The organism is Pseudarthrobacter sp. S9 (genome assembly GCF_050156545.1).
In the GTDB taxonomy this organism is placed as follows: Bacteria; Actinomycetota; Actinomycetes; order Actinomycetales; family Micrococcaceae; genus Arthrobacter.
Genome location: NZ_CP189576.1, coordinates 1,930,768 through 1,945,585 on the forward strand (window position 1 = coordinate 1,930,768; position 14,818 = coordinate 1,945,585).

11 protein-coding genes are annotated in these 14,818 nt (G+C 65.8%); 5 read left to right on the plus strand and 6 right to left on the minus strand.

Annotation, left to right across the window (positions count from 1 at the left end):
- Positions 1-1,771 precede the first annotated feature (1,771 nt).
- The 5 genes from trxA to ACQCSY_RS09165 all read right to left on the minus strand — a co-directional run bounded on the left by trxA (position 1,772) and on the right by ACQCSY_RS09165 (position 7,686).
- On the minus strand, positions 1,772-2,098 hold the full coding sequence (trxA, locus tag ACQCSY_RS09145; RefSeq protein WP_427135034.1) for a thioredoxin: 327 nt from the start codon (positions 2,096-2,098) through the stop codon (positions 1,772-1,774).
- A gap of 36 nt (positions 2,099-2,134) precedes the next feature.
- Positions 2,135-3,091 (minus strand): thioredoxin-disulfide reductase, encoded by a 957-nt coding sequence (gene trxB / locus ACQCSY_RS09150; RefSeq protein ID WP_427135036.1) that lies wholly within the window; start codon positions 3,089-3,091, stop codon positions 2,135-2,137.
- A gap of 177 nt (positions 3,092-3,268) precedes the next feature.
- Positions 3,269-4,840: an ABC transporter substrate-binding protein gene (locus ACQCSY_RS09155; protein ID WP_427135038.1), complete on the minus strand. Its 1,572-nt coding sequence runs from the start codon at positions 4,838-4,840 to the stop codon at positions 3,269-3,271.
- 172 nt (positions 4,841-5,012) lie between these two features.
- Positions 5,013-7,055 carry a murein biosynthesis integral membrane protein MurJ gene (gene murJ / locus ACQCSY_RS09160; RefSeq protein ID WP_427135040.1) on the minus strand — a complete coding sequence of 681 codons (2,043 nt, stop codon included), beginning with the start codon at positions 7,053-7,055 and terminating at the stop codon, positions 5,013-5,015.
- Between the two features lie 82 nt (positions 7,056-7,137).
- Positions 7,138-7,686, minus strand: coding sequence for an NUDIX hydrolase (locus tag ACQCSY_RS09165; protein WP_427135042.1), 549 nt, complete (start codon positions 7,684-7,686; stop codon positions 7,138-7,140).
- A 194-nt stretch (positions 7,687-7,880) separates the two neighbouring features.
- Here ACQCSY_RS09165 and ACQCSY_RS09170 point away from each other — a divergent pair, with 194 nt between their 5' ends.
- From ACQCSY_RS09170 to ACQCSY_RS09190, 5 genes are all read left to right on the plus strand, one after another.
- A complete protein-coding gene (locus tag ACQCSY_RS09170; RefSeq protein ID WP_427135043.1) occupies positions 7,881-9,407 on the plus strand; it encodes a CCA tRNA nucleotidyltransferase in 1,527 nt (508 codons plus the stop codon).
- Positions 9,408-9,992, plus strand: a complete 585-nt coding sequence (locus ACQCSY_RS09175; protein ID WP_427135045.1) for a histidine phosphatase family protein — start codon at positions 9,408-9,410, stop codon at positions 9,990-9,992.
- Positions 9,993-10,709: 717 nt separating this feature from the next.
- Positions 10,710-10,880 (plus strand): hypothetical protein, encoded by a 171-nt coding sequence (locus ACQCSY_RS09180; RefSeq protein WP_427135047.1) that lies wholly within the window; start codon positions 10,710-10,712, stop codon positions 10,878-10,880.
- Positions 10,881-11,123: 243 nt separating this feature from the next.
- Complete coding sequence (locus ACQCSY_RS09185) at positions 11,124-12,590, plus strand: glycosyltransferase family 87 protein (protein ID WP_427135049.1); 1,467 nt, start codon at positions 11,124-11,126, stop codon at positions 12,588-12,590.
- Positions 12,583-14,022, plus strand: coding sequence for a phytoene desaturase family protein (locus tag ACQCSY_RS09190; protein WP_427135050.1), 1,440 nt, complete (start codon positions 12,583-12,585; stop codon positions 14,020-14,022). Before ACQCSY_RS09185 ends, ACQCSY_RS09190 begins: the two co-directional genes overlap by 8 nt.
- 75 nt (positions 14,023-14,097) lie before the next feature.
- Here ACQCSY_RS09190 and ACQCSY_RS09195 read toward each other — a convergent pair whose 3' ends face one another.
- A complete protein-coding gene (locus tag ACQCSY_RS09195) occupies positions 14,098-14,799 on the minus strand; it encodes an ABC transporter ATP-binding protein (RefSeq protein ID WP_427135052.1) in 702 nt (233 codons plus the stop codon).
- Between the last annotated feature and the right edge of the window lie 19 nt (positions 14,800-14,818).

The following is a 14,818-nucleotide window of genomic DNA, read 5'->3' on the forward strand; positions in this document are numbered from 1 at the left end:
CTGTTGTGGACGGCCATCAAATCGCCAAGCCCGCCACTGAAGTCATGACTGGATGCCCGCCGCGGGTCAGTTCTTTCACGGTGTGACGCATAGTCAGCAGTAGCGGTGCTTCCCGAACGCGTTGAAGCGTCCAGCGCGGGTGTTGGGCGGTCCATGTATTCACGCGGTTGTCCGAGGTCAGAGACGCTGGGGTCAGAGGCGCCACCCGTCAGGCGCGCGGGATAGGAGTCATGCCGCAGTTGTCGGCATCTTGCCTCGTGTCGAGACAGTGCACGCGGTGCCGTGTCCAGGATGCGGAGAAGTACACCCGGCCCACGCTCCCCCGGTAAGGTGGACGACCGGTCTTGGCGGATGTTTCACGTGAAACGGCCTCTTCTGCCTTGGCCTTAGGGGTGCAGACATGGGGCGGGGTAGGCCCGGGGTGCATTGCCGTCGGTGGCGCGGCCTTCCGGCTTTAGCGGAGCAGGGGCCCCGAGATGTAGGCCGGGGGTCCTTCTGGAGCGGCTCCTGACAGGCGCAGCGGCTCAGCATGATGCAGGCCGAACTGGTTGTTATGGCGGTCGCGAGCTAGTATCAGCCCCGACCTGCGGACCGTAAGGACCGCCCAAACATGTATCTAATAGTGAAGTATCGATTAGTTTCATTGGACGAATGAATTGCGCTTCGATCCGCTGGCGCCAGCGGAAGCCCCGCCTGAGTCCCGAACCTACAGCACCTCGTGTTTCACGTGAAACACACCGTCTGCGGACGGTTCGTTTCACGTGAAACCAGCTGCTCAGACTGTGGCGCTGGACGCGGTAATGCGTGCGTGGTGCGCTTGGCATGTCCCTCTCCGGTGGCGACTGCAAGTGCGGTCTCCGGCACTTGACCGTTGCGAACGGATCCGTGTTGAAGGACAACACAGGACCTGTTCGCATCTGGTGTTTCACGTGAAACGTTGCGGCCGCCGAGCCACTGTTCCCAGAAGAGCACCCTGACGTAATGCACCCGCCTGATCCGCTCTACCAGTGGGTGTTCTGGGCCTTGAAGCCGCCGATGCAATTCGCAGTTGACCGTCCGCGTTAGCACGGCTGATGGACCCTGGACGGCACACCTCGGACTGCTGCACTGTGTGCGGCCTCGGAAGTCACGCGTTCAGACCCTGGAGCCTGTACACAACGAATAGGGTGCTGCACCATCCCGGACTGTGCAGTCCTTCGTCGCCAGTGCCTGCAGAAGGCCGCGGTCTCCCGTACCTGGGGCTGGCCCAGGCCGTCATCCCGTGCCGTGTCAGCATACCCACTGAGTGCCCGCCCAGGAGAGTGACTCGATGCCCCCGAAAAGGACTCCGCCGAACTGCGGTTCAGATGTTTCACGTGAAACACCACAGTTCGGACTAGAGCAACGGATGGAACCGCAACGTGACCCATCCGGCCGCATATGCAGAGGCAGCCAGTGTTTCACGTGAAACACGGCGGACCCGCCGGATGGCCGCCACCGCCCGTTATGGCCCACCATCGGCCGACGGCTGAGTCGACTCCGAGTCGACTACACCCTCCCCGGATAGACGACAACGCCAGCGCACGAACCAAGACTCCGTCTGCAATTCAGAGCCTATAAACAACCGTCAGGGACTGTCAGTCATCCATTTGCAGCAAATGCGTCGCGGATGGGCATCCCGGTGTAGGCCCCTCGAGCCCCGCCCCCAGGAGCGACAAAAAGTGACCCCCGCTTCCAAGAAGCGGGGGTCACTGTCAGCCAAGCCGTGAACTATGCATTGGATCTGTTGGAACTAGGACAGAACGTCCGCGAATTCCTTTTCGAAGAACTGCTTGGGCCTGGCACCGATCACGGTGCTCTTCACCTGGCCGTCCTGGAACAGGTAGACGGCCGGGATGGAGGTGATGCCGTACTCGGCGGCAATCGCCGGGTTGTCGTCCACATTGACCTTGACGACGTCAACCTTCTCGCCGTACTCGACGGAGATCTCGTCGAGGATCGGACCGAGCTTGCGGCACGGGCCGCACCATTCGGCCCAGAAGTCCACAATGACCGGCTTCTCCGATGCCAGCACATCGGTGCTGAAGCTGGCGTCTGTTACGTCTTTTGCGTTGCTCATAACCTTGTCTCTCTTCAGTTGGTTGCTGCGCGCCGTTTAGGCATGGAAGTCGGCGAGGTAGTGCTCGACGTCGAGAGCGGCCACACAGCCGGAGCCCGCAGCCGTGACCGCCTGACGGTAGCTCGGGTCAATGACGTCGCCCGCGGCGAAGACGCCCTTGAGGCTGGTCTTCGACGTGCGGCCCTCGACGGCGATGGTTCCCTCCGCGGTCAGGTCCAGCTTGTCCTTGACGAGGTCGGTGCGGGGGTCGTTGCCGATCGCCACGAAGACGCCGGTCACGGCGAGTTCCGACTCCGAGCCGTCCACCAGGTTCTTCAGCCGGAGGCCGGTGACCTTGTCCTGGCCGATGACGTCCTCTACCCCGGTGTTCCACACGAAGCTGATCTTCTCGTGGGCCAGCGCCCGGTCCGCCATGATCTTGGAGGCCCTGAGGGTGTCGCGGCGGTGTACCACGGTGACGGACTTGGCAAACTTGGTGAGGAACAGCGCCTCTTCCATGGCGGAGTCACCGCCGCCGATCACGGCAATGTCCTGGTCCTTGAAGAAGAAACCGTCGCAGGTTGCACACCAGCTCACGCCGTGGCCCGAGAGCCGCTTTTCATTCGGCAGGCCAAGCTCCCGGTAGGCCGATCCGGTGGAAAGAATGATGGAGCGGGCCTGGAAGGTCTCCCCTGTCCCGATGGTCACGGTCTTGATGTCGCCGTCGAGGTCCAGTTCGGTGACATCCTCAAACTGGATTTCAGTACCGAAGCGGGCAGCCTGCTTCTCGAAGTTCTCCATCAGGTCCGGTCCCATGATGCCGTCGGGAAAGCCCGGGTAATTCTCGACATCCGTCGTGTTCATCAGTTCGCCGCCGGCGGTAACCGATCCTGCCAGGAGCAGCGGCTTCAGGTTGGCGCGCGCCGTGTACACCGCGGCGGTGTAGCCCGCCGGGCCGGAGCCGACGATGATGACATCACGTACTTCGGACGCGGTGTTTTCTGCGTTGCTCACTGAACGGTGAACCTCTTCCTTTGTCGATGCGCCCGCCTGCGTGGCCGGCCACATGGCACAACTAATACTGGGGGCTGAATATTCCGGTCGAACTGGGCATCACAAGAAGACACCACCATTCAGGGTACCGGCTTGTCGGCGCAGACCGGTGCGAACCGTGTCTTGGTTACGGCCGCGCTACTGTACCTTGATCTCGGCCAGCCGGAGGCCGAAACCGTAGCGGGTCTTGGGTGCGGCAAGCTTTGGAAGCGTCTTGATGGACACGATCACATACTGCGCGGTGACCGGTTCCGGCAGCGGCATGGTCAGATCCGGAGAAGTGAAGCTGTTGCTGCCGACCTGCTTTGCCCCGTCCATGGACGGGCGGTCGTTGGTGAAGACGCTAATGCTTCCGCCGGAGGCTCCGAGCTGGCTCAGCGTGACGGATGAGACCTTGTAGGGGCTCTTCAGCTTGATGACGAGCGGTACCTCAGATGCGAGGCCGCCCCAGTTGTCCGTGGCGAACTCCATGTCCGACCAGTAGCTGGCACCGTTTCCGTCAAAGGTCTTGACCAGGTCGCCGTCGTATGTGCCGGCGAAATCGAAGTTGCCCAAGCGGGTCACGCCTTCGATCGCGGGCGCCCCGGACGCCGGCGCATTGCTGGCGCTCGGTGATGGCTTCGCGGATGACTGCCCTGGCTCGCTGGACGAGGAAGTTCCGGCGACGTGGGGCTGGGGGCTGCTCTTGAAGAGGCTGCCCAGGTTGGTGACGGCAAAGATGAGGCCAACAACCAGGACGGCGGCCAGGAGGCCGCCCACGAGCCAGCGCATGGACCGCGGCTCCCGCCGGGGCTCTTCGTCCTCGTCGTAGTACTCCTCATCCGCCGCGCCATTGCGGGCGGAGGCGGGGAAGTTGCCGGGTGCGCGGTCCACGGTGTCGAGGCCGGCGCCCGCTGCTGCGGCAGACGCAGCTGCGCGGCCCTGCCGGACCCCGTTCCCGTGCTGCTCGGCGCCGGCGTAGTCGTAGTCGTCGTCGGACCACAGGGACACCTTAGGCGCTTCGGTTGCTGCCGGAGCCGCCGGCTCGGCGGGACGGTGCGCAGCGCTGTTCTGGACCGGCTGGGGCGCCGTCGCATGCGGCGCGGCATCCTGAGGTGCGGTCCGGGGGGACGACGCTGCAGCGGCACCAGCAGCGAGTCCTGCTGCGCCGGTCGCCGCAGCAGCGCGGCCGGCACCGGCGGAGGGCGACGACGTCGGCCGCGACGGGACGCCGGCGGGCGGAACCGGCGGGGAAACCTGCTGCTGGCCCGCAGCCGGCTGGTCCTGCCCGTAGTTGATGTACCCGGCGTCGACTTCCTCGTCGTCGTAGAGTCCGTCGTAGGTTTCGGGCTCGTTGGAGCGGGCCTGCCCGAAGATCTCGCTGCCCAGAGTATCGGTGAAGAACGGCTCGACATAGGGAGGGTTGGAGGACACCACCAGGTCCAGCAGATCAGCCGCCGAAGTGTGGTTGGTGATCAGGTAGGTGGTGGAGTCACTGACGCCGAGATCAAGGATCTGCACGCTGCCGGGCCGCTCGCCCGTGGCCACTTCGCGCGCACTTTGTGCGACCTGATCGGCGTTTCCCGGGCCGGCGACAAGGATGCTCACGGGACGGTTCAGTACCTGGTCCACACCATCGAGCACCAGATCCTGGTCATGCGAGGCCAGTACCGTGGCAGTGACCTTGTAACGGCCACCGAGTACTGATCCGACATCGATCGGGTGGGACACGGGCTCCTCCTAGACTGTCCGGGAATTACCGACCCTGATCACTCCGTGAGTGACCGTCTGTCCCCCGGTAAGCCGGTTGACCGCTGGTCTGCAACTCCCCTTGTTAGTCTTCGATCCTAGCCGATGCACTGTCCGCGCCGCGTGAGCGCGGCTGTTCGAAACCGGCCCATCGTCATTTTTTCTTCTTGCGGCCGAACGGGAAATAGGGATTGTGTCCCGCCGGTCCCTGATAGGTCCTGCGTCCCGGCAGTGGAATGTCACCCCGGCCCAGGCCCCCTTGCGCGGTGCTGGGAAGGTCTTCCGCCGGCAGATAGCCGCCTTCCGGCCCTGCAGGTCGCCCGTAGGAGGTCTCGTCCTCTTCCCGGACCTCGGGACCGGCACGGAAGGATGCTGCGTCGAATTCACCGGAGATTCGCGGAATCAGTCCGGTGTCCACGGAGACGGTGGCCCGTTCCGGCCGCGTGCGTAGCGCTGCAGCCGGCGCTGCCGCCGGCCCGGCTGCCGGGCCACGCCGGAGCCGGCCCAGCAGCGGCTGCAGCAGATCCCGGAGTTCCGTGACATGGAAAACCTTGAGCAGGAACAGGTAGACGGCCAGCATGATGGGACCGACGACGACGAGCGTCACCAGCGCGGCGGGCCGGCTGCTCCAGGAGAACCCGTCCGGGTTGTAGCTGCCCAGCAGCCACAAGGCCAGGGCCCCGGCGATGGCGGATCCCAGGGCCGCGTAGCCCATCCGGATGTAGGAGTTGGCGATCCGGGGGCCGTCCAGGTGGCCGAGGAGCCGGCGGAGGAAGAACGCGCTGACCACCACCGAGAGGATGTTGCCGCCGGTGTAGAGGATGGCGATGGCGAAGATGATCTGGTCGAAGGGCAGGAACTGGATGCAGAAGGCAGACAGCACGTTGACCAGGGCCAGGACCAGCTGGATGTAGAACGGTGTGCGAGCGTCCTCGTTGGCGTAGAACACCCGGGACATCATGAAGTTTGCGCTCATGAACGGCGTGCTGAGGGCCAGGATGGTCAGTGTCTGGGCCAGCATGACGCCGTCCTGGACCCGCCCGCCCGAGAAGAACATGCCCAGTGGTCCGGCCAGGGCAAAAAGGGCCAGCGCCCCGAAGACCGTGGCCACGGCCATGGTCCTCAGTCCGTGCGAGAGGGCGTTCCGCAGTTCGGCCCGGTTTCCATCCTGCGAGGCCCGGGTCATCCGGTTGAACAGCACGGTGGCCAGCGAGAGCGCAATGATGGAGTGCGGCAGCAGATACAGCTGGCTGGCCACTTCCAGTACGGCGTTGCCCGGCAGGGTGGCCGCGGCGGGGTCGCCGGCGTGTTCCAGTCGCAGCCGTTCGGCGCCGGGGATTGTGGCGATGCGCATGACGTACAGGAACGCGAGCTGCCCGACGGCGGCGGTGGCCAGCGTCCAGACGCTCAGCCTCGCCGCCTGGCCCAGTCCCACGCCGCGCCAGCCGAAGCGTGGCCGGAGGCCCAGCCGGAGCCGGAACACCGGGATCAGCAGGATGGCAGTCTGGGCAATCACGCCGATGGTGGAGAACCCGGCCACCAGGAAAGTCTGGAAGGATCCCCAGTTATCGAGCGTGTGCGGGTTGGCGACGTTGGCGCCCATGATCCCGATGAACATGCCGAGCCCGGCGATCGCGACGATATTGTTCATGATCGGCGCCCACATGGCCGGACCGAAGGCGCCATTGGCGTTGAGGACCTGCGTCAGCAGGGCGTACAAGCCGTAGAAGAAGATCTGCGGAAGGCACCAGAACGCGAAGGACACCGCAAGGGACTTCTGCGGGGGGGAGTACCCCTGCGTGGTCAGTTCAATGACCGACGGTGCCAGCAGGGTCACCAGCAAGGTCAGCGTCAGCAGCACCACGATCGCCAGCGTCAGCAGCCTGCTGATGTAGTCCGCTCCCCTGTCAGGCGCCTTGCTGGCCTTGATGATCTGGGGGACCAGAACGGCGTTGAAGACACCGCCTGCCACGAGCAGGAAGATCAGGTTCGGCAGGTTGTTGGCGTTGATGAAGGTGTCGTTGACGGTGGAGCCAAGGCCAAGTGCGGCTCCCAGCATCCAGGTCTTGCCGAAGCCCAGGAAACGTGAAACCAGGGTTCCCGCGGCCATGATGGCGCTGGAACGGGCTTCACCGGGGTGGGCGGCTTTGGAATCGGCCGGGCCGGAGCGTGACGGGGTGGGTTTGGCGGATGACATCGTCTTCATCGTCTCACCCGGGCATGGCTTTGCGCGTCATCCCCGGCCGAGGACGGCGGCTTCCGTGCCCCCGGAATTCCTCTCAGCGGTCTTCCGGGAGGACTTCCTTGGCGAGATCCGCGATGCGGCGCTCGTTCGGGAAGGAGAGCCTGCGGGCGAGCTCCTGGATGGGGACCCACGCGACGTCCACGGCCTCTTTGTCGGGATCGTTCTCAATGGTGAGTTCCCCGCCCGTGGCCTGCAGCAGGTAGTGGTGAACGGTCTTGTGGACGCGGTGCCCGCTGACAGTGAACCAGTAGTCGATGCTTCCCAGCGGTGCCAGGATCTTGCCTTCGATGCCGGTTTCCTCCGCGATCTCACGCACGGCGGCTTCCTCGTTGCTTTCCTTGCCCTCCGGATGGCCCTTCGGCAGGCACCATTCCAGGCGTCCCCCGCGGTTGAGGCGGGCGATGATCGCAACCCGCAGTTCGGCGTCGGACGTGTCCACCACGACGCCGCCGGCGGAGATTTCCTCCACCGTGGGGAGTGAGGCCTGTCCCGTGTGCTGGACAGGCGCGACATTGGCACCGATTGCCGACGGCAACGGTGCGTTTGTCCTCCTGCCGGGAGCGCTCGGTACGGGATGGGCCATGAAGTCCACTCTAACGACTCTTGCCCGCTGTTGATGACCTCAACATGGCGGGAAAGTGGACGGCCGGGAAAGTGGATTGCCGCGGTTTCCTGGCTAGTTGGCGCTGTGTCCGTGACCAACCCCGGGATTCTGCGACGGTTTCGGTGTGCTGGCGAGGTTTTCTGACGGGCTTTAGAAACTATGCTTAAGAAACTATGGCGCACGCACATCACAAGATCGACTCCCACACCGTTGATTTCCAGGTGGACCCGGTGGTTCTGGAGCTTGGGCAGCGGTTCGTCGACGCCGGCCACGAGCTGTCCCTGGTGGGCGGCCCCGTCCGTGACCTCTTCCTCGGCCGTGTTTCCCCCGATCTGGACTTCACCACTGACGCGACCCCGGACCAGACGGTTGCGCTGATCAAGAAGTGGGCGGACAACTACTGGGAGATCGGGCGCGCCTTCGGCACCATCGGGATGCGCAAGGGCGGGTTCCAGATCGAGATCACCACCTACCGGGCCGACGCCTACGATCCCGAGTCCCGCAAACCGGTGGTGGCCTTTGGGAATTCCCTGACCGATGACCTCCTGCGCCGGGACTTCACGATCAACGCCATGGCCCTTCGCCTGCCGATGCTGGAGCTGGTGGATCCGTTCGGCGGCGTCCGCGACCTGCGCGCCTCCGTCCTTGCCACTCCGGGACCGCCGGAAACCTCCTTCTCGGACGATCCATTGCGGATGATGCGCGCCGCCCGTTTCGCGGCCCAGCTGGGTGTGACGCTGCACGAGGAGGTCCGCGAGGCCATGACCCGGATGGCTGAACGGATCACGATCATCTCGGCCGAACGTGTACGCGATGAACTGGTCAAGCTCATCTGCGCGTCCCATCCGCGGGCCGGCGTGGACCTCCTGGTCGATACGGGCCTCGCGGAGTTTGTCCTCCCCGAAGTCTCCGCCCTGCGCCTCGAGTCCGATGAGCACCACCGCCACAAGGACGTCTACCAGCATTCGCTCCAGGTCCTCGAGCAGGCCGCCGCCCTGGAAACGGAGGCGGACGGCGCCGTTCCCGGCCCCGACTTTGTGTTGCGGTTTGCGGCCCTGATGCACGACGTCGGCAAGCCGGCCACACGCCGCTTCGAACCCGGCGGCGCGGTGAGCTTCCGCCACCACGACATGGTGGGCTCCAAGCTGAGCGCCAAGCGGATGAAGACCCTCCGCTTCGACAACGACACCATCAAGGCGGTAGCCAGGCTCGTGGAGCTGCACATGCGGTTCTACGGCTACGGCGAGGCCGGGTGGAGCGATTCCGCCGTCCGCCGCTACGTCACTGACGCCGGACCCCTCATGGAGAGGCTGCACCGGCTCACCCGCTCGGACGTCACCACCCGGAACCAGCGCAAGGCGGAGCGTCTCTCGTTCGCCTATGACGACCTGGAAGCCCGGATTGCGGCGCTGCGCGAGCAGGAATCCCTCGAGGCTGTCCGACCGGACCTGGACGGCGGGCAGATCATGGCCCTGCTGGGGCTCAAGCCGGGCCCTGTCGTGGGCCGCGCCTACAAGTTCCTCCTGGAGGAACGGATGGAGCACGGCCCGCTCGATCCTGCGGTCGCCGAGTCCAGGCTGCGCGGGTGGTGGGCGGGGCAGCCTGAAGCCGCCCCGGCAGAAGGCACCTCAGACTTGAGCACTTCAGACGGCGCAGCCGCGGCTGCCGGCGTCGAACATCCCACAACCGAGGAGTCCTAAGTGATTGCACCTTCCAACAGCCCCCGGCCGCAGCTGTGGATCCTGCGGCACGGCGAAACCGAATGGTCCAAAAGCGGGCAGTACACCGGACTCACCGACCTGCCGCTCACCGTGGAGGGCGAGCAGCAGGCCGTCGAGGCACGCAAGGTGCTCGACGCCGTCGACTTCGACCTCGTGCTGACCTCCCCCCTGCGCCGGGCCCGCCGGACGGCGGAACTGGCGGGCTTCCCCGACGCCCAGCAGGAGCCCCTGGCGGTGGAATGGGACTACGGCGACTACGAGGGCATCAGCTCGGACCTCATCCGCAAGGACAACCCGGACTACCTGATCTGGACCCACGGTGTGCCCAACGGCGAATCGCTCGACGACGTCGCCGCCCGTGCGGACAAGATTGTGGCCCGCGTGCTGGAATCCGGCCTGGACAACGTTCTCATCGTCGCCCACGGGCATTTCTCCCGGATCCTGACCGCCCGGTGGCTTGGACTAGACCCCCACGAGGGCCGACACTTTGTGCTGGGTACCGCCAAAGTGTGCACGTTGGGGTGGGATAAAAAGACGCCGGCCATCGTCCGCTGGGGCCTATAAATACTGTTTATAAAGGAACTTCAAAAAACTTTATGAATTCGGTAGTCAAGTGCTGCATTCGTGGTGTACTTTTATTTCTGACCCCAGAGCGACTTGCCGGGGTCACGGCGCGCGTCGCCCGGCCAGTCAGCCGGAGCCACGGCAGAACAGAAAAGGAGGTTGGGAAAATGATTACTTTGACTAGCGGATGGAAGTACGCCATCACCGCAACCCCGGCCTCTGTCGCTGAACCGCGCCCGAATTTCGGACTGACCGTCTCCTGATCCCCCGCTCCCCTTCCAGGTCTCACCACCTGGAACCGTAGCGATAGTGAGGCTGGGACCTTCCTTCAGGGAAGTCCTCTGATATCAGCCTGAACAGGCGGAACCTCGCGGTTGCGCAACATCCCCATAGTTCGGAACCCAGCTTCTTGTTGGGGTTAGCGGCGCTATCGCGTCCAGGGGCCACTCCCCGCCGCGGCGAATAACTCTCAGCACCGGGCATTCACCGCCTAATTATCGCGCCTAATTGTCGTGCCCAAAAAGTTCCCGCCCCCGGCCGACATTCTTTCCTGAATGCATATGGCCTTATTTGCCATGCCCAATTAATTTCCACCTCGACGCATCATCGCCAGAAAGGACCACCGTGACTATCGAAAGCAGCACCCCGGCCCGCCCCAGTACAGCCCCAGTATCCCCGCTGTCGCACAGACCAAGCCACCGACGGGAGGTGACAACAATGATGAAAAAGCTCCACGACGGCCTGACCTTCGCCAGCCTGATCTTTGCCGGCCTGACCTTCACCAGGAAGCCGGCACGCAAAGAGGAGTCCCGGTTCAACGGACAGCTGCTCGACCAGAAGCGTGACGAGGTGTTCGTAGCCATGCGCCAGATCGGCCTGATCCGCTGAGTGCACATGACTTCCGCGGCCGTTCCATCCCGAACCGGAACGGTGCTTCAGGAGGACTGTGCTCATCGAAGGAGGAACCAATGGCTGACATCCGAACCGACACCCAGGGAGCCCACGCGGCCACGCGTGGGCTCCCCCGTTTAAGACTTCCTGGCGAGTCGACTGACCCGACGCGCGCCAGGGGACCCGCAGAGCACCGGCCGGAGCACGAGGGACGGCAGCGGCCCCGGTAAGCTCAAGGTCATGCAGGAGACAAAGCCGCCGGAGCACCGCAAACGGGCCCGACTGGTCATCCCGAGCCGCAGCGACCAGTTGCTACGGAACTTCACGGAACTGATCGGCGGCCCGATGGGCCACCGTTCGGCGCCCGGGATCGTCTCACCAGGATTCTTCACGGTGGAACGGGTGCTCGTCCTGCTCACGGTGCTGGCCGCCCTGACCGGGATCATGGTCAAGAACTATTGCCGCATCAACGGCTGGGAATCGCCCGGCCAGTTCTATGCCACGTGCTACTCGGACTTCCCGGAGCTGTTCCGGAACCGCGGACTCGGCGACGGCGCCTTCCCTTTCGTCACCCACGGAAGCTTCTTCGAATACCCCGTGCTGATGGGGTTCATCGCCGGCGCCACCGCCCTGCTGGTCCCCGGCGCCGGCACCGGCGGTTCCCGCGTCCTGGCCTACTTCGACGTCAATGCCACCCTGATCGCGGCAGTCTGGATCGTCACGGTCCTGGCCACGGCACGGATGACCCGGCGGCGGCCCTGGGACGCGGCGATGGTGGCCCTCGCCCCCGGCATTGTCCTGGCCGGCGTCATCAACTGGGACATGTGGGCCGTCGGCCTGCTGGCAGTCGGCATGTACTTCTTTTCCCGCAACAAGCTCGTGCTCGCCGGGATCTTCATCGGCCTGGGCACGGCAACGAAGCTCTACCCGCTACTGATCCTGGGCGCCATCCTGCTGCTGGCCCTGCGGACCGGACGCATCCGGGCGCTCCTCGTCACCGCAGGTGCCGCCGTCGCCGCCTGGTTGGCGGTCAACATGCCGGTGGCCGCCCTGAACCCGGACGGCTGGAAGTACTTCTACCAGTTCACGGAGGAACGGCCCGCGGGCTACAGCTCCGCATGGTTCGCCTACAACCTCGTGGCCGGCCGGATCGGCTGGGTCCCCCTGCACGCCGACGCCATCAACACCCTGGCCCTGAACCTCTTCGTCCTAGCCTGCGTCCTGATCGGTGTGCTGGCCCTCACGGCGCCCCGGCGGCCCAGGCTCGCCCAGTTGGCGTTCCTGATCGTCGCGGCGTTCATCCTCACCAACAAGGTGTACTCACCCCAGTTCGTCCTGTGGCTGATTCCGCTGATCGCCCTCGCCCGGCCCCGCTGGCGGGACTTCCTGATCTGGCAGGCCTTCGAGGGGCTGCACTGGGCCGCCGTCTGGATGTACCTGGGACAGGTGACAAGCGGCGGCGTCGCCCAGCACAACATCGACATGCCGTACTACGTTCTGGCGGTGGTCTTCCACATGCTCGCCACGGCGTACCTGATGGCGCGGGTGGTCTGGGACATCTGGGACCCCGCTTATGACGTCATCCGCCGCCATGACATGGACGATCCGCACGGCGGCCCCTTCGACGGCGCCCCGGACTGGCTGCGGCTGGATCCCCTGCGGCCGTCGGCTTCCCTGCTGCCCTGGAGGGCCACGGCCGATGCCTGACGTCGCCGTCGTCGGCTCCGGTCCCAACGGGCTGGCAGCAGCGGTGACGATGGCGCGGGCCGGGCTCAAGGTGCACGTGTACGAGGCGGCCGCCACGCCCGGCGGCGGCCTGCGCACCTCCGAACTGATGGAGCCCGGCCACTTCCACGACGTCTGCTCGGCGGTGCACCCGATGGCCCTCGCCTCGCCCTTCTTCCGGCAGTTCGACCTGTCCCGTCGAATCCGGCTGGAAGTGCCTGAGGTCTCCTACGGTTCTCCCCTCGACGGCGGCCGTGCCGGGCTGGCCTACCGTTCCCTTGACCGGACCGCTGCCGGGCTCGGGCGCGACGGCGGCGCGTACCGCCGCCTCATGGCGCCCCTGGTGCGCCGGGTCGAGGGCATCACGGAGCTGACCCTGAACCAGCTCCTGCGGGTGCCGAGGGAGCCGGTTGCGGCGGCCGTGTTCGGGCTGCGGACGCTGGAACAAGGCTCACCGCTGTGGGGTGCGAGGTTCCGGGAGGAACTGGCCCCCGCCCTGCTCAGCGGTGCCGCGGCGCACACCGTCGCACCGCTTCCGACGCTGGCAGCCGCAGGGGCCGGCCTGATGCTGGGCGCGCTGGCACACGCGGGCGGCTGGCCGATTCCGGCGGGCGGATCCGCCGCGATTGCCCGGGCCATGGTCGCGGACATTGAGGCCCACGGCGGCGTAATGGAGACGGGGGTGCGGATCGGGTCCCTGGCGGAACTTCCTCCGGTCGACGCCACCCTGCTGGACGTGGCGCCGCCGGGGCTTCTGCGGCTCGCGGACGGACGGTTCCCGGCACGCTATCGCCGCGCGCTGGAGTCCTTCCGGTTCGGGAACGCAGCCTGCAAGGTCGACTTCATCCTCTCCGGTCCGGTGCCCTGGGCGGCGCCCGGGCTGGCCGACGCCGGCACCGTCCACGTGGGCGGCACGAGGGCTGAGACGGCCGAGGCGGAAAGCCTCGTGGCCGCGGGCCGGCATCCCGCCCGCCCCTTTGTGCTGGTCTCGCAGCCGTCCCGCTTCGATGCCGGTCGCGCTCCGGCCGGCAGGCACATCCTCTGGAGCTACTGCCATGTTCCGGCCGGATCCACCGTGGACATGAGCGAAGCGGTCATGACGCAGCTGGAGCGCTTTGCCCCGGGATTCCGGGACCTCGTGGTCCGGTTCAAGGTGACGACGGCGGCCGGGCTGGCCGTGTACAACGAGAACTACGTGGGCGGGGATTTCAGTGCCGGCCTGATGGACCTCCGGGGCCTGCTGCGGCGCCCGGTACTGAGCCCCGTTCCCTGGCGAACGCCGCTGCTCGGCATCTACCTGTGCTCCTCCTCGACACCGCCGGGCCCAGGCGTCACCGGGATGCCCGGCTTCCACGCGGCAAGATATGCCCTCAAAGACATATTCGGTCTGCCTGTTCCCGGCCTCGGGTATTAGGCAGGCCTTCGCCGGGGCGGCGGGGTTCCAGGCGTCGGGGGCCCGACGTCGGTTGTCGGGCGTTGTCGGGCAGCGTCAGGGCAGGGACGGGCTCAGGGCCCGAACTGCCGCGAGTCGGCCGTCGCGCATGCTCGCCACCGCGTCCGTCAGCGGGACAAACTCCGTGTCGTGGGTGACCATGACGGTCGCCACCTTGAACTCATCGGTGACCTGCCGCAGCAGTCGAACGATCGCTTCGCTGCGGTCGTGGTCGAGGGCCGCGGTGGGCTCGTCCACCAGCAGCACAGCGGGGCTGCCCATGAGTGCCCGGGCAATGTTGACGCGTTGGCGCTGTCCGCCGGAGAGCTGATGCGGCCGCTTCGCCAGGGCCGGGCCGAGACCGAAGAGCTCCAGAAGTGCGGTCGCGCGCTCCACGGCCGCCCTGGCCGGCTTGCCGCGAACGTGGTCGCCGATCACGAGTTGCTCGACGGCGGTCAGCGAGGGCAGGAGGTTGGGCTGCTGGAAGATGATGCCGATGCTGTCCCGGCGCAGGGACGTGCGGGCGGCATCGGACAGCCCGCCGGCGTCCTGTCCGTCGATCACCACGAGACCCGCCGACGGCCTGACGAGAGTGGCGGCGACGGCCAGCAGGGAGGACTTGCCGGAACCGGAGGGGCCCACGAGGGACAGGAACTCGCCCGGCCGGACCTTGAGGCTGACATTGTCCAGGGCCTTGAGGGTGCCGTCTCCGTCCGGGTACTCGAGCGTGACGTTGACGAGGTTGAGTGCAGTCTTCACTATTCATGCCTTTCAAGGA

Excerpts from the sequence above, each read along its gene's own strand:
- murJ (WP_427135040.1), bottom strand. The coding sequence starts at position 7,055 with ATGTCATCCGCCAAACCCACCCCGTCACGCTCCGGCCCGGCCGATTCC.
- ACQCSY_RS09190 (WP_427135050.1), top strand. The coding sequence starts at position 12,583 with ATGCCTGACGTCGCCGTCGTCGGCTCCGGTCCCAACGGGCTGGCAGCA.
- ACQCSY_RS09170 (WP_427135043.1), top strand. The coding sequence starts at position 7,881 with ATGGCGCACGCACATCACAAGATCGACTCCCACACCGTTGATTTCCAG.
- trxA (WP_427135034.1), bottom strand. The coding sequence starts at position 2,098 with ATGAGCAACGCAAAAGACGTAACAGACGCCAGCTTCAGCACCGATGTG.
- ACQCSY_RS09165 (WP_427135042.1), bottom strand. The coding sequence starts at position 7,686 with ATGGCCCATCCCGTACCGAGCGCTCCCGGCAGGAGGACAAACGCACCG.
- ACQCSY_RS09180 (WP_427135047.1), top strand. The coding sequence starts at position 10,710 with ATGATGAAAAAGCTCCACGACGGCCTGACCTTCGCCAGCCTGATCTTT.
- ACQCSY_RS09185 (WP_427135049.1), top strand. The coding sequence starts at position 11,124 with ATGCAGGAGACAAAGCCGCCGGAGCACCGCAAACGGGCCCGACTGGTC.